Source organism: Halalkalicoccus tibetensis, from assembly GCF_037996645.1.
GTDB lineage: Archaea > Halobacteriota > Halobacteria > Halobacteriales > Halalkalicoccaceae > Halalkalicoccus > Halalkalicoccus tibetensis.
The window spans coordinates 449,214-469,321 of the sequence record NZ_JBBMXV010000002.1 but is presented as its reverse complement, the minus strand read 5'-3'; the positions used below and the strand labels follow the sequence as shown (position 1 = coordinate 469,321).

Below are 20,108 nucleotides of genomic sequence, written 5' to 3'. Positions count from 1 at the left end.
GTTGTTTCTCTCCCCTGTTAAGGTTGTCTATCCGCAACGTAGTCTTCGCTGCAGCCCAAGAAATTTATATAATCCATGAACCCCGCGGGTGTGACCCCCGTGTCGTGTTCGGATCGGGATCCAGTCCCGTTCGGCGGGCTGCGATGGAGCACGACGCGAGACAACCGTGGACACAACTATCTCCCGACGGACCGGTCGGGGAACAGGGGGGACCGACCGGACGTCGTATCGCTTCGGGGGATGGACGGAGTCATACGGCCACGGGGGAACTCTACTATCGTGCAGGTCGGCCCGGTCAGCTGTACGAAACCGAAGCGCGACCGCCCGGCAGCCCCGCGTGATCTGTACGACACCTCCGCGCTGTTCCGAAAGGCCCGGGCCCACTGCGAGCGCCACCACGACCGCTGGTACGTCCTCTCAGCGAGACATGGGTCTGGCACCTACTGGGCCGGAGATCCCACCGTACGACGAGACGCTGACTACCGCGACCATCGACGAGGGACTGCTCACGGGGACCATCGTCCTGGTCGTCCACGCCGGGACGGCCTACTACGAACAGCTGTTCCCGCTCGTCGAGCCGGCAGTCGACGAGGTCAGGATCCCGACCGAGGGGCTGGCGATCGGCGAGACGCTCGCCTGGTAGGGCGATCGCTGACACCCGAGCTACGGGGTCTACTCTAGGGGTTCGCGCTGACCATCGCTCGACGTCTCGAAGCGCGTGACGATAGTTCCCTGGAGTCCCTGCTCCGCTGCAAGCGAACCGTGTTATCATCCGAGACCGTCGGTTCGAACCGGCTTCGGATCAGTGACCGACCGACTCGGGTTCGGGGACCGACCGCGCGTAGGAGTCGTACTCGGTGGGGCTGTAGCGCTCCGTGAGGACCCAGTAGAGGCCGGCCCCCACGACGAACAGCCCGACGCCGACGAGGGGCGCGAGCCAGTACGCCAGCGCGACGTTGCTCGCCGTCATCGCGAGGATCGCGCCCGCGAGCATTGCCCCGATCGATACGCGTTTCACCGCCGCGACGGGCTGGTTCCCGCAGTCGGGACACGCGGCGAGATCAGTCTCGATCACGCTCCCGCAGTGCTCGCAAGGCGCGCTGTCCCGATGGAGGGACACGACCCCTCGCGACCCGGGTCCGGTCTCGGTCACGAGCCCCACCCCGCGGACCTCCCGCCGGCTGCTATATATTTGTCCGCGGACGTTACCGGACGAGCGTCGGGTGTGGAACGCCGCTCTCCCATGTCGACCTCTGGGTGCGCTCAGGGTAAAGTGATTTCTAGGAGAAATATATAGCTGCCCGTATCGGATCGTCGATCGTGCACCGCGACTTCGTGACCCGGACCTTTTAGGGCGACGAGTGACCTCCGTCCCGTATGAAGGTCGTCTACAAACCCGGCAACGCCTACGAGGAAGTGAACTGCTTCGACTTCCGCGAGTTCGAACACGGGGTCGTCCTCCGCAACGAGGAGGGGTACAACATCGGCTACGTCCCCCACGAGATCCTCAGCCACATCGAGCCCCACCCCGAGGAGGAGGTCGACTTCGAGTCCGACGGGAGCGACGACGTGGAATAGCCTCCCGGGCTACGACCGTTCGTACCGCGTCTCGATTCCCTCCTCGGCGTCCCCTTCGACTCGAATCGACCCGTCGGTCCATTCGTTCAGGGCGTCGTCGGTATCGTCGGTCGTGTAGACCTGATATCCGTCGATCTGGGCGTGGAAGGTGTTCAGGAGCCGTGCTCGGTCCCCCGGCGATAGCGACTCACACAGCGTCGCATAGGAGTCGACGATCAGGTGGACGCGTCCCGCGGGGGACGTCGAGAGCGCCCCGACCAGTTCGACGACCGACATCGCGGTCCGTTCGATGTCGCTGTCGGCGGTCGTGTAGTGGACCGGGCTCTCGCGGTAGACGTCCTCGACGTACTGGCCCGCCGAGCGCGTGTCGATGACCCCGATCGGCGCTCGCTTTTCCTCCGTCCCCGCCAGATGGGTCTCGAGGACCTCGGCCGCGGGCCGCTCGGTCGTGAGGACGATCACCCCGTCGACCGGCGGCGTGTTCCGGTAGACCTCGTGGAGGTAGTCCTCGATGCCGCCTCGTGTGGGGGCGCTCGCCGTCACGGTCCGCCCCTCCCGGTAGACCGACGACGGGAGCAGCGTCCCGTCCCGATCGCCATCCGTGGGCTCTGCGGACGTGGACTCCTCGTCGTCGGCCGAACCCGTTCGCGAACCGCCCTGTCGGTACCGGAGGGCCGCTCCGCCCTCCTCGCCTGGTTCCGTATCGTCGCCGGGCGACCCCGACGCCGTCGCCCGTGTCGTGTTCGTCCGCGCGTTTCTCCGGTCCGTCCGCCGTCGATCTCGTTCGTCGTTCATATCTGGTCCCTACTATACGACGTCTCGCCGGCCGCTACCGGACGCTCCGGACAGGGGCCGAGTAACGCGTGTCGGTTCGCACCGGTGCCCGCGGGAAACCCCCGACGGGAACACCGAGATACCTGTACGGCTTGTCACGCCAGCGCCATGAGTCTTCTCCCACGACCCGACCGGCTCCGATCCGCGGATCCCGGAGCGTAGATTTATTTCTCCCCCGATTGCATTCCCTACCATGAGCAGCGTTGACAACCTCGACGAGATGAAGAGCTACCTGACGCCCCGCGAGGAGAACCCGATGACCGCGAGCTACCAGAACACCACCTCGATCGCCTGCCCGGTCTGTGAGGAGTCGTTCGACTACCTCGTGGTCTGCAAGCACGACGAGACGAGCCTCTCGCTGGGCAAGGTGATGAACCTCTGTACCGTTACGAACGAGGACGGGCGCCTGTTCCTGTTCACCCACGAGTAGAACGCCGCTCGGGGGACTGCCTCACCCGGCCGCGGGATCGAGGGAGTCGTTCGTGACCTCCCTGAGCTCCGTCCCGTCACAGTCGGGACACGCGCTGGTCCCGATCGGCCTGATCGTGGCGTTCGTCTTCTCCCCCGTCAGTACGCGCCCGCAGTCGACACATCGCGCCAGCACCTTCGTCATGTCCTTCGATTGGCCGTCCGGCTGTATCAATGTGCTGACCCCGCCCCGCCGTGTGAACTGCTACCAGAACGCCGTCATTCCCTCCCCGAACACGCGCTCGACCGTCGCTACGCCGATCGATCGCTGGATTACGGTCGCTGCCAGCCCGATTCGCTCATCCTGCCGTCGACGGTGACCTCCATCCGATCGTCGTCGTTCGAGGCTTCCGGACCCTGATCGCCCTCGTCGTTTCGTGACGCCGTTCCCTCGCTGCGTGCCTTGTCGAGGACCCTCGAGCGGGCGGTGCGTTCCTTCTCGGCGAGACTGTCCAGCCATCGATCCGTCCGTTTCGTGACCGAGCGCGTGATGCGGCGTTTGTCTCCCATTGTTACACCGGTGTAGCCCACAGAGGCACTTGTACTCTTCTGATCGCCGTTTCGATATTCCATGTATCCCCCCACCGACCCGGCGAGATCGAGAAATCGCTATAATAAGTGCCACATTTCGATGTCCATGACATCAACCAACACGGGTCACGATCGGGAACCGCGTCGTGACCTCCGTCGGCCAGCAGGTCGGTACGGTCGCCGAGGTCGACCGCGGGCACCTCTACGTGGATCTCGCCGGGACGGGGCTGCCCACGGGGATCAGCGAAACGTCGGGGACCGAAGTCGTCGCCGCAGAACCCGGGGGCCCACCAATGAGACGCACGGGGTCGGCCCCATCGGGCTCGTCGGCGCTCATGGGCCCGCTCGGATTCGAACCACGGTCGTTTCGCTCGCTCCCACTCGCTTCTCTCCCTGATTCAATCCTCGGGACGGGCGTTCCTGTGGCTCGCGGGGATGCGTGTCTCAAGGAAACGTGGGCCCGCTCGGATTCGAACCAAGGACGAGTCGGTTATGAGCCGACCTCTCTAACCAGGCTGAGATACGGGCCCTCGATCCACCGTACCGGGTCGTCGAACAAAGGTCTGCCGGATGGGACAGGGGCCGCAGGCGGTCGTGACGGGGCCGCCGGAGAACCACCCGTCGCTGTCCGTCATCGGTTTCCGTAGAAGGTTCACGCCGTCGCGGGAACTCGTCGAGTTCCCGCGGGCCGTCAGATGAAGTCTGACGCCGTCACCGGAAATCGAAGATTTCCGGTTGGGCGTCGAACTCCGTTCGACGCCGTCGCAGGACTCCGTCCTGCGGGCCGTGAATTTTCGCAGAAAATTCACGCCGCCGCCAGGGCTCGAACCTGGGACAACCTGGGTAACAACCAGGTGCTCTACCAACTGAGCTACGGCGGCTTCACCACAACGTAGCCCGACTCGCCAAATAGGGCTTTCGTTTCGTCGTCGGGTCATCGACACCCTTTCGGCGCCACCGGGGGTAGCTCCGACATGACCGACGCCTTCCGCGAGACGGTCGCCGCCGTCCGCGAGCGCGCGACGCCTACCGACCAGGAGCGCGAGCGACTCGCGGCGGCGACCGATCGGCTCGTCGCCCGGGTCGAGTCGGCGACCGCGGACCTCCCCGTCGGAACCGACGTCGTCCGCGTCGGCTCCACCGCCAGGGGGACCTGGCTCTCGGGCGACCAGGACATCGACCTGTTCGTCCGCTTCCCGCCCGACCTCCCCCGCGAGGAGCTCGAATCCCTCGGACTGGAGGTCGGCCACGCGGTCCTGCCCGACGGCCGCGCCGAGTACGCCGAACACCCCTACGTCACCGGCGAGTTCGAGGGCTATGACGTCGATCTCGTCCCCTGTTATCGCGTCGACTCCGCCACCGAAGCCCGCTCGGCGGTCGACCGCACCCCCTTCCACACCGCCTACGTCGAGGAGGCGATCACGCCCGAGCTCGCCGCCGACGTCCGCGTCCTGAAGCGGTTCCTCACCGCCTGCGGGATCTACGGCAGCGACCTCCGTACGGAGGGGTTCTCGGGCTATCTGACCGAGCTCCTGATTCTCGAACTCGACGGGTTCGAGCCGCTGATCGAGGCCGTCGCCGACTGGCACCCGCCGGTCGAGCTCGATCCCGCCGAGCACGGGAGCCGGGCGTTCGACGACCCGCTGGTCGTGATCGACCCCACGGACCCCGAGCGCAACGTCGCGGCGGTCCTTTCGAGTACGAACCTCGCGCGGTTCCAGCACCACGCCCGTGCGCTGCTCGCCGAGCCCGCCATCGAGCGGTTCGAACCTGCCGAACCCGACCCGCTCGACGGGGCGACCCTCGAGTCCCATCTCGAACGGCGGGGGACGACCCCGCTCGCGCTCCGGGTCCCCGCGCCCGACCTCGTCGACGACCAGCTCTACCCCCAGCTCGGGAAGTCCCGCTTGAGCCTCGCCGGGGAGCTCGACCGACGGGGGTTCCCGGTGATCCGGTCGGCGGCGTTCGCGAACGATCACGCGGTTCTGTTGATCGAGCTCGCGAACGACGAGCTCCCCGCGATCGAGCGCCACGCGGGCCCGCCGGTGGCCGTCGGCGAGCACGCAAGCGCCTTCTACGAGAAATACGAGGCGGGCGACGCCTACGGCCCCTTCGTCGATGGCGGGCGCTACATCGTCGAGCGCGAGCGCGAGTACACCACCGCTCGGGACTGTCTCGAGGGCGAGCTGTTCTCGGTGGCCCTCGGGCCAGCCGTCGAGAACGCCCTCGAGGACGGCTACGACCTGCTCGCGGGCGACGGCCTCGCCGCCCTGCTCCCCGAGTTCGAGGTCGAGCTCGCGCGCTACTACGATCCCAGCCCGTGACGGTCCCGGAGGTCGGCGACCAGCTCCTCGACCTCCTCGTCGGGTTCGGAGTCGGGCGCGACGGGGGTGTGGCCGTCGAAGGTCTCGTGGACCATCGCCACCCCCTCCGAGAGGGTGTCCAGCCCGTAGCCCCCCTCGAGGACGAACGCGATCGGCGCCCCGGCCCGCTGGGCGATCTCCTTGAACGCGATCGTGAGGTGTCCGTAGCCGTCGGTCGAGACGCGCATCCGCGATATGGGGTCGTGGCGGTGGGCGTCGAAGCCCGCGCTCACGAGCAGGAGCCCCGGATCGAACCGCTCGATGGCCGGCGCGAGAACCTCCTCGACGGCGTAGAGATAGCCCGCGTCGCCGGTGCCCGCCGGGAGCGGGACGTTGCAGGTCGCGCCCTCGCCCTCGCCGGTCCCGACCTCGTCGGCCTCGCCCGTCGCGGGGTAGAGCCCGTCCTCGTGGATCGAGGCGTAGAGAACGTCGGATCGCTCCTCGAAGATCTCCTGGGTGCCGTTGCCGTGGTGGACGTCCCAGTCGACGATCGCCACCCGGTCGACCTCCGCGAGGGCGGCCTGGGCGGCGACCGCCGCGTTGTTGAAGAAACAGAAGCCCATGGCGTCGTCCGACAGTGCATGGTGGCCCGGCGGGCGCCCGATCGCGAAGGGGGTGTCCCGGCCCTGCTTGCCCTCGAGCGCGGTCTCGGCGGCCCACTGGGCGAGTCCCGCGCTCTGGAGGGCCGCGTCCCAGGTCGCCCCGACGGCGACGGTATCGGGGTCCCAGTTGCCCCCGCCAGAGGCACAGAACTCCTCGACCTCGGTGACGTAGTCCGGGTCGTGGACCGCCTCGATGGCCTCGATGCTCGCGGGCTCGCTCTCGACGTACTCGACGCCGTGTTTCCTGGTGAGCCCACGCTTGATCGCCCGAAGGCGATCGGGCGTCTCGGGGTGGCGCCCCCCGGTGTCGTGCTCGAGGCAGGTGTCGCTGTATCCGAATCTCATGTCAATGTCCCCCGTCTCAGTCGGCCAGTTCGATGTACGTCCGGACGTCCTCGGCCTTCACGGTCCTGCGGTCGGCGTGGTGTGCGAGCGTCGTCGCGGACTCCGCGATGTCGTCGGCGTAGGCCTCGAGCAGCTGTGCGAGCGCGATCCGCGCGTCCATCGAGACCCGGTACCGGTCGGCGATGTCGAGGCGGGCGATCCGGTCGATCGGCGCGATCGGCAGCTCGAGGGCGTCGGGATCGACCACCTCGCTCACCCCGAAGTCGGCGGGCATCAGCGTCTTTCGCCCCTCGGCGTCCGCCCGCTCGGCGGCCGTCTCGGCGAGGGCCGCCCCCCGGCGCTGGATCCGCCCCGCGAGCTCCTCCGCCGCCTCGGCGCTGACACGCAGCCCGCCGGCGTTGCGCCGGATGATCGTGTCCACCGGCGCGAACGGTAACTCGACGCTCATACTCGAAACCGTTTGCAGGGACGCTTAAGCGTTTTCGTCGCCCTCATTCGAGTACCGCCTCGATCGCGTCCGACAGCGCCGCCACGCCCTCGTCGATCTCCTCGCGGCCCGCACACAGCGGCGGCGCGCAGATGACCTGGGTCGCCGGCCGGCCCGCACCCAACAACACGTTCCGCTCGGCGGCCTCCTCGATGACCGCCTCGACCGGGTTCTCGGCGTCGGGCTCGATCCACGGGTCGACCAGCGGCTCTTCCCGCTCGCCGCCCACCCCGAACTCGATCCCCCAGAGGAACCCCCGCCCGCGGACGTTCGCGACGGCGTCGTACGCCTCCAGCTCCCGGAGCTCGCTCTCGAAATACGCCGCGTTCTCGCGGACGTTCTCGAGCAGGCCGTCGCGGTACGCGGAAAGCGCACCGAGTCCCGCCGCACACGAGACGGGGTGGCCGCCGAACGTCTGGCCCAGATCGTAGCCGCCCTCGCGGACGCTCGCGGCGATCTCCGGACCGACGAGCACGCCCGCCAGCGGCGCATACGCGCTCGTAACGCCCTTCGCGAACGTCAGCATGTCCGGCTCGACTCCTTCCGTTTCGATCCCGAACCACTCGCCACACCGCCCGAAGCCGGCGATCACCTCGTCGGCGATCAGGAGGACGTCGTACTCGTCACAGACCTCCCTGACTCGCTCGAAATACCCTTCGGGGGCGGGGTAGGCGCCGCTGGTCCCCGCGACCGGCTCCATCAACACGGCCCCGACGGTCTCGTGGCCCTCGTTTCGGATCACGTACTCCAGGTGGTTCGCGGCCCTCTCGGCGAGCTCCTCGCCCTCGGCGTCGAACGCATCGGGCAGCGGCGGCAGGAACTTCGCGGCCGCGGTCCCCCCGTAGGGTTCGAGGGCGGCCCGCGTCGAGGGGTCGCCCGTCAGCCCGCCCGCGCCGTAGGTCCCGCCGTGATAGGACTGGTAGCGCGTGAGGACCTTCGGCGCGTCGGTGTACTCGCGGGCGATCTGCACCGCCGCCTCGTTGGCCTCGCTGCCCGATACTGAGAAGAAGGTGTTCGAGAGGTCTCCGGGTGCGATCGCTGCGAGCTCGTCGGCGAGCTTCGCGCGCGTGTCGTTGTGCTTCGCGGAGGAGACGTAGGCGACCTTCGAGAGCTGCTCCTCGATCGCCGCGTTGATCGTCTCGTTGCCGTGGCCGGCGTTGACGCAGTAGAGCTGGGCGATGAAGTCGAGGTGTTCGGTGCCCTCGCTGTCGGTCACGTAACAGCCCTCGCCCTCGACGATCGTCGGCGGGTCGCCGTCGGGGCTCGACCAGTGGGCGAGCGTCGCGCTCGCCGGCTCCGCGCGTTGCTGTGACATACCGGGTCATCGCGTCCGGTAATGAAAAAAGGTTCTAAACGACGTCCTCGGCGTCGATGCGCCCCTCGTGCATCGGGCCCCGGACCGTGACCTCCTCGCCAAGCGAGAGCTCCTCGCTCGTGAGAACGGTGACGGTCTCCTCGCTGTTGTCGAGCTTCGCGGGGTTGCCCGGCTGGACCACCGTCCCGGTGAACTCGACGACCTCGCCGTTCGCGTCGGCGTCGTCGCTCCCGGATCCGCCGGAGCCGCTCGGCCCCGACCCGTTCGTCCCGGCCGATCCGGACGCCTCGTCGTCGGCCGACGACTCGTCCGAGCCGCCGAACGACGAGAGCTCCGCGGAGTCCGAGCTCCCGCCGGCCGTCGGGGCCGACGACCCGGAGTCGGTGACCGTCACCGTCGCGCGCCAGCCCGCCGAGGCCTCGATGTCGTCCTGCCAGCCGTCCTGGATCTCGACGTCGGCGAACTGGACGGTGTCGCCCGGCCCCATCTCGATGTCGGCCTTCTCGCCCCACATCGCGACCCGGATGTCGCCGGTCTCGTCCTGGATGCGGACGTTCCGGACCTGCCCCTCCGAACCGTCGTCGCGGTCGAAGGTCCGTTTTGGGTCCGCCGAACGCACCACGCCGCCGATGTCCGCGACGTCCTCGATCTCCAGCTCCTCGATGGGCGTGGTCTCGGGGACGTACTCGATCTCCTCGTCGATCCCCTCGATCGTCCCGCGGTTGCCGACGTGGAGCTCGATGTCGCCGTTTCGCTCGCGGACGTAGCCGTCGACGACCTCGACGGACTCGCCGGCCGAGAACTCCTCGACGGCTTCGGTGCGCTCGTCCCACAGCGTCACGCGGATCCGCCCCGTCTCGTCGCCCAGGGTGAGGTTCGCGACCCGTCCCTCCGAACCGTCGTCGCGGTCGAAGGTACGCACGGAGTCGGTCGCGAGCACCTTCCCCTGAACGTCGACGTCCGACAGCCCCATCGAGAGGTCCTCGATCCGGTAGGTGTCCTGGATCTGGACGTCGACCTCGGCGTCGGGGTCCTCCTCGGCCTGGCTGACGCTGACCTCGAGGCCGTTGTAGCCCTCCTTGGGGCGGCCCTTCACCCGGAGGACGGTGCCCGGTTCCATGCCCTCGTTCTCGATCGCTTTCGCCTGTTCGTCCCAGAAGGCGAGCCTCACCGAGCCGGTCGCGTCGGCGGCCTCGACGTTGATCACCATGCCGTCCTCGTCCTCGTCGTCGCGATCGAAGGTCCGGAGCTCGCCGACGCCGGTGACCTTCGCGAGGAACTTCGCCTCGTCCATCCCCGGCTCGATGTCCGCGATCCCGTTCACCTCCTCGTCGCGCAGCTCGTGGGCGATCAGCATCGCCGCCGTCTCCTCGTCCGCGAGCCCGCCCATCTGTTCGACCTTCGACTCGACGGCCTCCTCGAACTCCTCGAACTCCACGTCGGTATCGAGGTCCGCGTACACGTCCTCTATCGCGCCCATCGTTTTAGAAAGGGTGTCGTGGCGCGCGCATAAGCGTTGTCGTTGCCCCACGAACCCCTCGCCTTCTGGCAGTTTCGGAATTCAGCGCACGACCGTCACTGGCACGGGCGAGCGCCGCGTGACCGTCTCGGCGACGCTGCCCAACAACACCCGTGAGGCCCCCTCCCGGCCGTGCGATCCCATGACGATCGCGTCGACCGGGTTCTCCTCTGTGTACTCGATGATCTCGTCGGAGGGTTTGCCCTCGCTGGTCACCGTCTCGAGGGTCGCGCCGTGTTCGTTTGCGAACTCCCGGACGCGGGCGAGCAGCCGCTCGACGTCGTCGTCGTCGGCCCCGTCGTCGGGCTCGCGCCAGGCGAACCCCTCGCCGTAGACGGGTTCGTGGACGTGCAGCGCGACGAAGGCTGCGTCGGGATGGGAGTCGAACGCGAACTCGAGGGCCTCCGTCGAGCGCTCGGAGTCGTCGATCGGGACGAGGATCGTCTCTGACATGGGCGGGTCTACGCCGCCACGGGCCAAAAACACGGGGGCTCACTGAGCGCTACGGCGCGGACGCGGTGGCCGGCGCGAACGGGGTCGCCGAACCGGGCGACCCCGTTCGCGGGGCGGGGAAGGGCTGGCGTCCCCGAGAGCGGTGCGCAATCGCGCACCGCGACTCGGCGGAGCCTGGCGGTCATAGAAAGGGCGAGCGAGGGACGCCAGTCCCGAGCGAGGGCTTTCGGGGGAACAGTCATACCCCTCGAACCCCTGGTACGGGTAGACATGGACCTTCGAGTGACAGGTTCCGCCCCTCCGTCCCCGTTTCTGAGCGCCCGCGACCTCTTCGAGACCGAGTACGACCTCTCGCTTCCCGTGCGCGTTCGGATCCGCGAGGACCCCGATGAGCGGACCTGGACCGCCCATCCCGGCGAGTACCACGTGCTCAACATCTCCCGACAGGCCGCCACGAGCGCGATGGCTCGCGAGCTCGCCCTCCACGAGTTCGCCCACATGCACCGAAACGAGGGGGGCCACCCCTCCCACACCCAGTCGACCGAGGAGGCGCTCTTTCTCGCGCTCTCGGGGCGGACGGTCGAGCGCCGCAAGCTCGCGCACTGCTATCAGATCGCGAACCACATGAAGGACATCTACGCCGACGACATCACCCTGACGCTGGGGCCGGCCGACAAGCTGGTCTCCTTCCTCGAATCGGGGCTGGCGACGGCGCTCGCCGACCGCCCCGAGCCCGCCACGCGGCCGGGCTCCGAGCGGATCTCGCCGAGCGCGGACCCGGAGATCACGGCCGTCAACGCCGGGTTCGCGCTCGCGCTCGTCGAGCGCCACGACCTCGTCGAGGAGGACCACCGACTCTACGACCTGGCGTACGCGGCCGCCCGGGACGCCCCGGGGATCGACTTCGGCGCGTTCAAACGGCGCTTTCGCGACCTCGCGGACGAGCCAGGCGAGAGCGAGTACCGCAAGGCGCTGGTCTCGGTCACCCGGAGCTACGCGACCGGGACGAACGGGTCGACGGCGGCGGACTGACGGCGGCCACGTCAACGTTCGAGGCGTCGAACGCTCGGCTCGGACGCCTCCTCGTTCGGAAGGCTCGATTCGGGCGACGAGAAAAACGGAGAGAGACTTAGCGAGCGGCGGCCGCGACGCGCTCCTTCTCCTCTTTCTGGTTGATGGCGTACGTCTGGACGTCGTAGTCCGCGGCGCCGATCAACTGCTGGGCGAGCGCATCGCTCGCGTCGGTCGAAGTCTTGAACGAGGCGTTGTACGCGCCCTCGGCGAGGAACTTCAGCGACTGGTCGACGCGGCGTTGGGGGCCGACGTCCACCGCTTTGGGAACGGAGATCCCGCCGTACTTCAGGCGGACGGTCTCCTCCCGGGGGCCGGCGTTCTCGACGGCGGTCACGAGCACCTGCACGGGGTTCTCCTCGGTGCGCTCGTGGATGGTCTCGAAGGCGTCACGGACGATGCCGAGCGCCTGCTGTTTCTTGCCGGTGTTCTCCTCGGTCTGCATCAGGCGGTTGATCAGCCGCTCGACGATGCTGATCTCGCTCTTCTGGAACTGCTTGCCGGCGTGGCGCCCCATCGTGTGGGCGATGGGCGTCACCGTGATGTAGCGCTTGGTGCTCGGGTCGGCGTACTCGATCTCGCCGGTCTCCCAGCGGCCGAACAGCAGCGCGTCGGTGTCGACTTCCTCGGAGCCGGCCGGCTGCTCCGGCTCGGGGGCTTCGCTTTCGGACATTATCGCACCGGTTTCTCCGCGTTTCCGCGGACGAGTTCGATCAGGCTCACGCCGTTCACTTTGTCCACCTTGTAGTTCACGCCCGAGAGGTCGCCCATCGCGCGGCCCTTCGCGCCGCCGATCCCGGCGATGGTTACCTCGTCGTGCTCGTCGATGAAGCTGATCGCGCCGTCACCGGGACAGAACGCGGTGACCTGCTTGCCGTTCTTGATCAGCTGAACCCGGACGCACTTCCGGATCGCCGAGTTGGGCTGTTTCGCCTCGATTCCGACCTTCTCGAGGACGATGCCCCGGCCCTGGGGTGCTCCCTCGAGGGGGTCGGATTTCTTCTTCAGACCGCGCTCCCGGCGGGCGTACTCCGAGTCCGACCACCGGTGGTTCTGACGGTCACGCTTGAGTTTACGTGCCGCATACTTGCCGTTTCCCATAGTACCGGTTTCTACCCGATGAAGCCACTTAAGGCTCGCCTTTCGCGGTGCCCGCCCGCATCGGGGCGGATCCGGCGAGCTATCAACACCCGTATCTGGAAGGCGAGGGGCGTAAGTGACGATGGATCGACTATCCGCCGTGATCCGAACCCGAGCACTCGACCTCCTCAGCGACGGGAACGGGGCCGACGCCGACCTCGAGGACGGTTCGATCTTCTTCGTCGGGAACGCCACGGTGATCGTCCGGTACGCGGGGTTTACGATCCTGACCGATCCGAGCTTCCTCCACGAAGGCGATCACGCCCACGTCGGCTACGGGCTGCGAACCGAACGCCAGACCGACCCCGCGATCGACATCGACGAGCTCCCGCCGATCGACTTCGTGTTGCTTTCGCACATGCACGGCGACCACTTCGGCCGGGTCGCGGAGGAGGGGCTCGATACGGACCTCCCCATCGTGACCACGCCGCACGCGGCGGCCGAGCTCTCGGAGAAGGGGTTCCGCGAGACGTACCCGCTCGAGACGTGGGAGACGCTGACCGTCCGCAAGGGCGACGTCCGGCTCGACGTCACGTCGACGCCCGCCAGACACGGCTCGCGACTGGTCTCGAAGGCGATGCCGCCCGTGATGGGAAGCATGCTCGAGTTCCACGTCGGGGAGACGACAGCGCTTCGGCTGTACGTTACGGGCGACACCGTCATGTACGATTCGTTGGCCGAGATCGCCGAACGGTACCCCGATATCGACATCGCGCTGCTCCACCTCGGCGGGGCGAAGGTCCTCGGTCTCCAGGTGACGATGGACGAACGGCAGGGCACCGAGGCCATCGAGCTGTTCGATCCGACGACGGCCATCCCCATCCATTACGACGACTACGGCGTACTCCGATCCTCGCTCGAGGAGCTCCAGGAGGCGATACGGGAGGCGGGACTCGACGATCGGGTCGAGTACGTCGACCGCGGTGATACCGCCCGGTTCGAAGTGCCGTCGGGTCGGCTGTAGAAGGTGCGTCCGGTTGCACCGTGAACCGCCGGATCAGGTCAACTGGATGTCGTCGATGTCGAAGTGGCGCTTCGCCAGCGTCCGGGCGGTCTCGATGTTCCGTCCCCCTGAACCGATCGCGACGCCGCGATCGCCCTCGGCGACCTCGGCGTAGGCCACGGTCGTCTCGTTCTCGCTGATCGTGACGTGATACACCGCCGCCGGCGCCAGCGCGTTCGCGACGAACGCCTCCGGCGTGTCGGCGTCCTCGACGAGGTCGATCTCCCTGTCGAGTCGCTCCTCGAGCCGGGAGACGGTCTCGCCGCCGGGACCGATGGCCTGCCCCATCTCGCCGACGCCCACGACGAAGACGAGCCGCTCCTCGCCGATCACGCAGTCGGTCGCGGTCGCGCCGGTCTCCTCCTCGAAGCGCGCGATGAACTGCCGGGCGTCGTCCGAGAGGGTTCGGGCCATCAGTCCGAGCTGGTCGGCGAGGCGAGCGACCCCATCCGGAGGTCGACGTCGCCGGTACCGAGCTTGACCGGTTTGCCGACGATGACGTTCTCGATCACGCCGTTCAGGTCGTCGACCTCGCCGTGGATCGCCGCGTCGAGCAGGTGGTTGACCGTCACCTCGTAGGCCGCGCGCGCGAGCACGCTGTCCTTGCTGCCCGAGATCCCGTGACGGCCGATCGACTCGATCGTCCCGCGGGTGGTCATGATGTCCGCGACCAGCATCAGATGGCGGATGTTCACGTCGTCGAGACCCTGCTCGCGGAGCGTGTTCATCGTCTCGTTGATGATGACCTCGCGGGCCGCCTCCACGCCGAGGTTGCGGTAGATCTCGTGGATGTTGTTACAGGTGGTCCGCGAGGCGTCGACGCCCTCGATCGCCAGCGCGTCGCCGAACTCCGAACCCTCGGTGTAGAGGACGAACTCGTCCTCGTCGCCCTCGTCGGTGTCCTCCTTGCGGACGACCACCCGGGAGACCTCCTCGATCCCCTTGAAGACGATCCCGCGCAGCTCCTCGACCAGCTGCAGCAGGTCCCGATAGCTCGGCTGCTCGGGACCGAACTGGATGGCGGTCCCCTGCTGGATCACCGAGACGCCGAGCGAGTCCTCGATGATCTCCGCGACCTCCTCGGGGGTGATCATCCGCTCCTCGAGGGTGTCCTCGTTCAGGTCGATCTGGACGTTCATGTCCGCGACGTTCGTCGAGACGTCCCCCAGCGCGAGGATGCGCGTCGCCTCGATGTTCCAGACGACCTCGTGGGCCTTCTCGCGATCGGTCGCGTACTCGCCGTCGAGATACACCGTCATCATCGGCGTGTCGGGGGTCTTCCGGGCGTCGACCAGCTCGATCAGCCGGGGCAGCCCCTGGGTGACGTCGATCTCCGCGACGCCCGCGTAGTGGAACGTGTTCATCGTCATCTGGGTGCCCGGTTCGCCGATGGACTGGGCCGAGACGGTCCCGACCGGGTCCAGCGGGTCGACCCGGGTGTCGAGGTACTGGCTCTCGACCCCGCGGGCGATCTCGTCGGCCTGCTCGACGGTCGCGTCGTGGTCCTCGATCGTCGCGTAGACGCGCTCCTTGAGCCGCCGGGGCAGGTCGGTGTCCTCGACGACGGCCTCGACGTCGTCGCTCACGTCGTGCTCAGTCATCCGAGCTCACCCCCTCGACCGGCGTGTCGATGCGACGCGCGTCGGCGTGCTCCGAGAGGTTCGTCGGCGGCTCGCGCCGGCCGAGGAACTCGCGTTTCTCGTCCTCGTCGGCGAACTCCTCGTCCATGACGCGGCCGGCGATCGCCTCGACGTCGACGTCGCCGTCCTCGTCCGAGGAGACGCGTACGGGCGAGGTGCCGTCCTCGCCGAACTCGAACTGGACGATGTTGTCGCTGGTGTCGCGGACGGTGCCGTCGTACTGGGTCTCGAGCTCCGAGAGCGCGTTGATCAGCCGGCGCTGGAGGTAGCCGGACTTCGAGGTCCGGACCGCCGTGTCGACCAGCCCCTCGCGGCCACCCATCGCGTGGAAGAAGAACTCCCGCGGGGTGAGCCCCGCCCGATAGGAGTTCTCGACGAACCCGTGGGCCTCCGCCGAGAGGTCGCCCTCCTGGTAGTGCGAGAGGGTCCGACCCTCGTAGCCGCGGTTGATCCGCTCCCCCCTGACTGCCTGCTGGCCGACACAGCCGGCCATCTGCGTGAGGTTCAGCAGTGACCCACGCGCGCCCGACTCGGCCATCACGACGGCGGGGTTGTCGTCCGCGAAGTGGTCCTCCGCGATGTCGCCCGCGCTGTCGCGGGCCTTCCCGAGCGTCTGCATGATCTTCATCTCGAGGGTCTCATCGACCGTCCGACCGGGCAGGCTCTCGAGGTCGCCGTTCTCGTAGGTCGCGATCAGCTCCTGAACGCGGTCGTAGGCGTTCTCGATCGCCTCGTCGATCTGCTCGCCGGCCTCCTCCGGGATCGACTCGTCGTCGATCCCCAACGAGAAGCCGAAGTGCATGATCGCGCGCATCGCGAGGCTCGCGACCTCGTTGACGAAGACGCGTGCGCGCGTCTCGCTGTACTGCTTGACGAGCCGGTCGACGACCTCGCCGCCGAAGGCGCCGACGCCGTCCTCGTCGACGGTCCCCTCGAGCAGGGTGCCGTCCTCGATGACGACGTTATCGCCCGCCGAGGAGGTGAACTCCAGATCCAGCCCGTCGGGCAGCAGCTGGGAGAAGATCGTCCGTCCCGTCCAGTACGGGCCGGTCTCGCCCTCGCCGTCGGGTTCGGGCAGCTCGTCGACGTCGGTGCCACGTAGCAGGTCGAGCGCCTGGGTCTCGTTGAACTGCGGGTTCTCGTGGGTCAGCAGGTACAGCCCCGAGATGTGGTCCTGGATCGCCCCGATGATGTTCTCGCCGAAGCGCGGCGAGAGGATCTGCTCCTGGACGCGCATCAGCACGCGCGCCTCCGCGCGGGCCTCCTCGCTCTGGAGCGCGTGCATGTTCATCTCGTCGCCGTCGAAGTCGGCGTTGTACGGCGGACAGACGACGGTGTTCAGTCGGAACGTCTTGTACGGCATCACCACGACCTCGTGGGCCATGATGCTCATTCGGTGCAGCGACGGCTGGCGGTTGAAGATCACGATGTCGCCGTCGACCAGGTGGCGGTTGACCTCCCAGCCGGGCGCGAGGCTCTGGATCTCCGAGGCCTCCTCATCGAGACCGGCGAGCGCCTCGCAGTTCTTCTCGGTGACCTTCAGCCGGCGGCCGTCCGGGCGGGTGACGTAGTTCGCGCCCGGGTGCTCGTTGGGTCCGTTGGCGACGTACTGGCGGGCCTGCTCGATGTTGCGCTCGGTGACGACCATCGTCTGGGTCATCTCGTTTGCGACGTGATCGGGGACGCCGACCTCGTTCAGCGAGAGCGTCGGGTCCGGGCTGATGACCGTCCGGGCCGAGAAGTTCACGCGCTTTCCGGACAGCGAGTTGCGGAACCGGCCGTCCTTGCCCTTCAGGCGCTGGCTGAGCGTTTTGAGGGGGCGACCCGAGCGGTGACGGGCCGGCGGCGTGCCGCTGATCTCGTTGTCCATGAACGTCGTCACGTGGTACTGCAGCAGTTCCCAGAGGTCCTCGATGATCAGCTGGGGCGCACCCGCTTCACGGTTCTCCATGAACCGCTGGTTGATCCGGATGATGTCGACCAGCTTGTGGGTCAGGTCGTCCTCGGAGCGCTGGCCGTTGTCCAGCGTGATCGAGGGCCGGGAGGTGACCGGCGGCACCGGCAGCACGGTGAGGATCATCCACTCGGGGCGCGACTTCTCGGGGTTCATCCCGAGGACCTCGATGTCCTCGTCCGGGATGTCCTCGAACCAGTCGCGGATGTCGCTCGGCATCAGCTTGTTGAGGTCCTCCTCGGTGAGGTCGACGTCGAGCGCCTTCTCGAGGGCCTCGCGGTCCGCACGCCGGGGTCGGAACTCCCCGGAGAGGATCTGGTTGACCCGGGAGACGTCGATGTCGGTCTTCTCGGCGAGTTCCGGCGGGGCCATCCCGACGTCGTCCTCGTCGTCCTCGTCGGGCTGCATCGCTTGGGCGATGCGCTCGGAGTACTCGCTGGTCAGCACCTGTTGGACCTCGTAGTAGGTCGTGGGCTTCTCGTGCTGGATGTCGAACTGCGTCTCCCCACAGTGGGGGCAGGTGTCGGCCTTCCGGGCCTGGCGGATCGCCGCCTTCGTCACGTCGTTGGGATCGTTCGACAGCTCCTTGGTGCGGGTGAGATCCTCGCGGAACTCCTCCTTCTCCTCCTCGGTGAGCAGCAGGCGCGAGCACTCCCGGCAGGTACCTCGCAGCAGGCGACGGATGAGCTTCGTGAAGCCGACGTGGATAACCGGCGCCGCGAGCTCGATGTTGCCGAAGTGGCCGTTGCACGATCCCGAGTGTTTCCCGCAGGTCTTACACTCGAGCCCGGGATCGATCACGCCGAGCCGGGGGTCCATCAGCCCCATGTCGATGGGGAAGCCGTCGTCGTCGTAGGTGTCGGCGGTGATGATCTTCGTCGCGCTCATGTCCCGGTACTCCTCGGGGTCCATCAGCCCGAAATCGATGCTGTCGATCTCCTTGGGTGTCGTTTGTGGTGGCATGGTAGTGGTAGAGTTAGACCGCGTCCGAGAGTTCGAGGCGCGGCGCGATGCCCAGCGCCTTCATCTCGTCGAGCAGGAGGTTGAAGGCGTAGCTCATCTCGATCTCGTGGATGTCGGTCTCCTCGCCGCAGTTCGGACAGTAGACGCGCTGTTGCTGGACGTTCTCGACGGCGGTCATCCCGCAGTTGCCACAGACGTCGATGTACTCGCGGTCCGAGGAATCGAGCAGGCGCTCCTTGAGCACCATCGCCGCCCCGTGGCCGATGACCGTGTCCCGTTCCATCTCGCCGACCCGGAGCCCGCCCTCGCGGGCCCGGCCCTCGGTGGGCTGGCGGGTCAACACCTGCACCGGCCCGCGCGAGCGGGCGTGCAGCTTGTTCGAGACCATGTGGTACAGCTTGTGGTAGAAGATCGTGCCGACGAAGATCTCGGCCTCGATCTTCTCGCCGCTCACGCCGGAGTACATGACCTCCTTGCCCGAGGACTTGAAGCCGCGCTCCTCGAGCGCGTCGCGCAGTTCCTCCTCGTCCTCGCCGGAGAACGGCGTGCCGTCGACGCGCCGTCCCTCCAGGGATCCGACCTTCCCGCCGAGCATCTCGAGGACGTGGCCGACGGTCATCCGCGAGGGCAGCGCGTGAGGGTTGAGCACGAGGTCCGGAACGACCCCCTCCTGGGTGAACGGCATGTCCTCCTGGGGTGCGATGTGGCCGATGACGCCCTTCTGACCGTGCCGGGAGGCGAACTTGTCGCCGAGCTCGGGGATCCGCTCGTCGCGGACCTTCACCTTCGAGAGCTTCGAGCCGTCCTCGCCCTCCATCAGGGTGACGGTGTCGACGATGCCCGACTCGCCGGAACGCATCGTGACGCTCGTCTCCCGGCGCTTCTGGGGGCTGAGTCCGCCCATGTCGTCGGGCTCCTCGAGGAAGCGCGGGGGGGAGGTCTTACCAAGCAGCACGGAGCTCTCGTCGACGTCGGTCTCGGGGTTGACCAGCCCGTCGTCGTCCAGATGGGTGTAGGACTCCTCGCCGCGGGCACCCCGGACGTCCTCGCCGGGGATCTCGAAGCGGTCCTCCTGGCCGCCCGGGTACCGGCGTTCCTCGCCCTCGTAGGTCCGGAAGAAGTGCGATCGGGCGAGCGCGCGGTCGACCGACCCGCCGTTCATCACCAGCGCGTCCTCGATGTTGAACCCCTCGTAGCTCATCACCGCGACGACGAAGTTCTGGGCCGCGGGCCGCTCGTCGAACCCGATCTGCTCGGTGGTCTGGGTCTTGACCATCGAGAGCTGCGGGTAATGCAGCAGGTGCTGGCGGGTGTCCGGCCGAATACGGTAGTTCGCGCTGGGCAGCCCCAGCGACTGTTTCATCATCCCGGCGCCCATCGTGATCCGGGGCGAGGCGTTGTGCTCGGGATACGGGATCATCCCCGCGCCGATCCCGAAGATCAGCGACGGGTCGATCTCGAGATGGGTGTGCTCGTCGTTGACCTCCTCGCGGTCGACGGCGACGTAGATGTCCTCTTCCTCCTCGGCGTCGATGAACTCGATGTAGCCGTGTTCGACGAGCGAATCGAACTCGATCTCGCCGTTCTCGAGGGACTCGATCGCCTCCTCGGTGATGAGGGGCTCGCCGTCCTCGACGACCAGCAGCGGCCGCCGGGCCCGGCCGGCGTCGGCGTTGATCACGACCTCCTGGGTACGCTCCTTCACCGAGACGTTGACCATCTCGCTGACCTCGCCGCGCCGTCGTGCCTCACGTACCTGTTCTGCGAGCTGTTCGGGGTCGGGGTGGGTGCCGACCAGACTGCCGTTGACGTATACTTTCGCGTCTCGTGCCTGTGCCATGG

Annotated in this window: 21 protein-coding genes, 2 tRNA genes and 1 pseudogene; 7 read left to right on the top strand and 17 right to left on the bottom strand. The window is 67.6% G+C overall.

Features of this window, described 5'->3' with window-relative positions:
• Positions 1-75: 75 nt before the first annotated feature.
• Positions 76-372, top strand: a pseudogene (locus tag WOA58_RS07865) (hypothetical protein); the annotation flags it as partial.
• Between the two features lie 55 nt (positions 373-427).
• Entirely contained in the window at positions 428-643 is a 216-nt protein-coding gene (locus WOA58_RS07860; RefSeq protein ID WP_340603755.1) for a hypothetical protein, read from the top strand.
• Positions 644-802: 159 nt separating this feature from the next.
• Here the strand turns inward: WOA58_RS07860 and WOA58_RS07855 are convergent, their stop codons facing one another.
• Positions 803-1,120, bottom strand: coding sequence for a hypothetical protein (locus tag WOA58_RS07855; RefSeq protein ID WP_340603630.1), 318 nt, complete (start codon positions 1,118-1,120; stop codon positions 803-805).
• Between the two features lie 257 nt (positions 1,121-1,377).
• Here WOA58_RS07855 and WOA58_RS07850 point away from each other — a divergent pair, with 257 nt between their 5' ends.
• Positions 1,378-1,578: a hypothetical protein gene (locus tag WOA58_RS07850; protein WP_340603629.1), complete on the top strand. Its 201-nt coding sequence runs from the start codon at positions 1,378-1,380 to the stop codon at positions 1,576-1,578.
• Between the two features lie 9 nt (positions 1,579-1,587).
• Here the strand turns inward: WOA58_RS07850 and WOA58_RS07845 are convergent, their stop codons facing one another.
• Positions 1,588-2,373 (bottom strand): hypothetical protein, encoded by a 786-nt coding sequence (locus WOA58_RS07845; protein ID WP_340603628.1) that lies wholly within the window; start codon positions 2,371-2,373, stop codon positions 1,588-1,590.
• Positions 2,374-2,605: 232 nt separating this feature from the next.
• On the opposite strand from WOA58_RS07845, the gene WOA58_RS07840 reads away from it, so the two are divergent.
• Positions 2,606-2,842 carry a DUF7385 family protein gene (locus tag WOA58_RS07840; RefSeq protein WP_340603627.1) on the top strand — a complete coding sequence of 79 codons (237 nt, stop codon included), beginning with the start codon at positions 2,606-2,608 and terminating at the stop codon, positions 2,840-2,842.
• 21 nt (positions 2,843-2,863) lie between these two features.
• On the opposite strand, the gene WOA58_RS07835 is transcribed toward WOA58_RS07840, so the two are convergent.
• From WOA58_RS07835 to WOA58_RS07820, 4 genes are all read right to left on the bottom strand, one after another.
• Positions 2,864-3,025, bottom strand: a complete 162-nt coding sequence (locus tag WOA58_RS07835; protein WP_340603626.1) for a hypothetical protein — start codon at positions 3,023-3,025, stop codon at positions 2,864-2,866.
• Positions 3,026-3,153: 128 nt separating this feature from the next.
• Complete coding sequence (locus tag WOA58_RS07830; RefSeq protein WP_340603625.1) at positions 3,154-3,390, bottom strand: hypothetical protein; 237 nt, start codon at positions 3,388-3,390, stop codon at positions 3,154-3,156.
• 476 nt (positions 3,391-3,866) lie between these two features.
• Positions 3,867-3,941, bottom strand: a tRNA-Ile gene (locus WOA58_RS07825).
• Positions 3,942-4,219: 278 nt separating this feature from the next.
• Positions 4,220-4,292, bottom strand: a tRNA-Asn gene (locus WOA58_RS07820).
• Between the two features lie 93 nt (positions 4,293-4,385).
• On the opposite strand from WOA58_RS07820, the gene cca reads away from it, so the two are divergent.
• Positions 4,386-5,735 (top strand): CCA tRNA nucleotidyltransferase, encoded by a 1,350-nt coding sequence (cca, locus tag WOA58_RS07815; RefSeq protein WP_340603624.1) that lies wholly within the window; start codon positions 4,386-4,388, stop codon positions 5,733-5,735.
• Here the strand turns inward: cca and WOA58_RS07810 are convergent.
• The 5 genes from WOA58_RS07810 to WOA58_RS07790 form a co-directional block, all read right to left on the bottom strand.
• Complete coding sequence (locus WOA58_RS07810; protein ID WP_340603623.1) at positions 5,717-6,721, bottom strand: histone deacetylase family protein; 1,005 nt, start codon at positions 6,719-6,721, stop codon at positions 5,717-5,719. The genes cca and WOA58_RS07810 overlap by 19 nt on opposite strands.
• A gap of 16 nt (positions 6,722-6,737) precedes the next feature.
• Positions 6,738-7,169 (bottom strand): histone, encoded by a 432-nt coding sequence (locus WOA58_RS07805; protein ID WP_340603622.1) that lies wholly within the window; start codon positions 7,167-7,169, stop codon positions 6,738-6,740.
• Positions 7,170-7,212: 43 nt separating this feature from the next.
• Positions 7,213-8,523, bottom strand: coding sequence for an aminotransferase family protein (locus WOA58_RS07800; RefSeq protein WP_340603621.1), 1,311 nt, complete (start codon positions 8,521-8,523; stop codon positions 7,213-7,215).
• A 34-nt stretch (positions 8,524-8,557) separates the two neighbouring features.
• Positions 8,558-10,003, bottom strand: coding sequence for a single-stranded DNA binding protein (locus WOA58_RS07795; protein ID WP_340603620.1), 1,446 nt, complete (start codon positions 10,001-10,003; stop codon positions 8,558-8,560).
• A gap of 81 nt (positions 10,004-10,084) precedes the next feature.
• Positions 10,085-10,495 (bottom strand): universal stress protein, encoded by a 411-nt coding sequence (locus WOA58_RS07790; RefSeq protein WP_340603619.1) that lies wholly within the window; start codon positions 10,493-10,495, stop codon positions 10,085-10,087.
• A 270-nt stretch (positions 10,496-10,765) separates the two neighbouring features.
• Here WOA58_RS07790 and WOA58_RS07785 point away from each other — a divergent pair, with 270 nt between their 5' ends.
• Positions 10,766-11,527 carry a DUF5781 family protein gene (locus tag WOA58_RS07785; protein ID WP_340603618.1) on the top strand — a complete coding sequence of 254 codons (762 nt, stop codon included), beginning with the start codon at positions 10,766-10,768 and terminating at the stop codon, positions 11,525-11,527.
• 97 nt (positions 11,528-11,624) lie between these two features.
• Here WOA58_RS07785 and WOA58_RS07780 read toward each other — a convergent pair whose 3' ends face one another.
• Both WOA58_RS07780 and WOA58_RS07775 read right to left on the bottom strand, forming a co-directional pair.
• Positions 11,625-12,239, bottom strand: coding sequence for a 30S ribosomal protein S7 (locus WOA58_RS07780; RefSeq protein WP_340603617.1), 615 nt, complete (start codon positions 12,237-12,239; stop codon positions 11,625-11,627).
• On the bottom strand, positions 12,239-12,667 hold the full coding sequence (locus WOA58_RS07775) for a 30S ribosomal protein S12 (RefSeq protein ID WP_008416337.1): 429 nt from the start codon (positions 12,665-12,667) through the stop codon (positions 12,239-12,241). Before WOA58_RS07775 ends, WOA58_RS07780 begins: the two co-directional genes overlap by 1 nt.
• Positions 12,668-12,788: 121 nt before the next feature.
• Here WOA58_RS07775 and WOA58_RS07770 point away from each other — a divergent pair, with 121 nt between their 5' ends.
• Positions 12,789-13,670: an MBL fold metallo-hydrolase gene (locus WOA58_RS07770; RefSeq protein ID WP_340603616.1), complete on the top strand. Its 882-nt coding sequence runs from the start codon at positions 12,789-12,791 to the stop codon at positions 13,668-13,670.
• A 33-nt stretch (positions 13,671-13,703) separates the two neighbouring features.
• Here the strand turns inward: WOA58_RS07770 and WOA58_RS07765 are convergent, their stop codons facing one another.
• Genes WOA58_RS07765 through rpoB form a run of 4 tightly spaced genes read right to left on the bottom strand, consistent with a single transcriptional unit; the run spans position 13,704 to position 20,106 of the window.
• Positions 13,704-14,123 carry a NusA-like transcription termination signal-binding factor gene (locus WOA58_RS07765; RefSeq protein WP_340603615.1) on the bottom strand — a complete coding sequence of 140 codons (420 nt, stop codon included), beginning with the start codon at positions 14,121-14,123 and terminating at the stop codon, positions 13,704-13,706.
• Positions 14,123-15,310, bottom strand: coding sequence for a DNA-directed RNA polymerase subunit A'' (rpoA2, locus tag WOA58_RS07760; protein ID WP_340603614.1), 1,188 nt, complete (start codon positions 15,308-15,310; stop codon positions 14,123-14,125). Before rpoA2 ends, WOA58_RS07765 begins: the two co-directional genes overlap by 1 nt.
• On the bottom strand, positions 15,303-18,266 hold the full coding sequence (locus tag WOA58_RS07755) for a DNA-directed RNA polymerase subunit A' (protein ID WP_340603613.1): 2,964 nt from the start codon (positions 18,264-18,266) through the stop codon (positions 15,303-15,305). Before WOA58_RS07755 ends, rpoA2 begins: the two co-directional genes overlap by 8 nt.
• A 13-nt stretch (positions 18,267-18,279) precedes the next feature.
• The gene (gene rpoB / locus WOA58_RS07750; protein WP_340603612.1) at positions 18,280-20,106 is read right to left on the bottom strand and encodes a DNA-directed RNA polymerase subunit B; all 1,827 of its coding nucleotides are present in this window, start codon (positions 20,104-20,106) and stop codon (positions 18,280-18,282) included.
• Positions 20,107-20,108 lie beyond the last annotated feature (2 nt).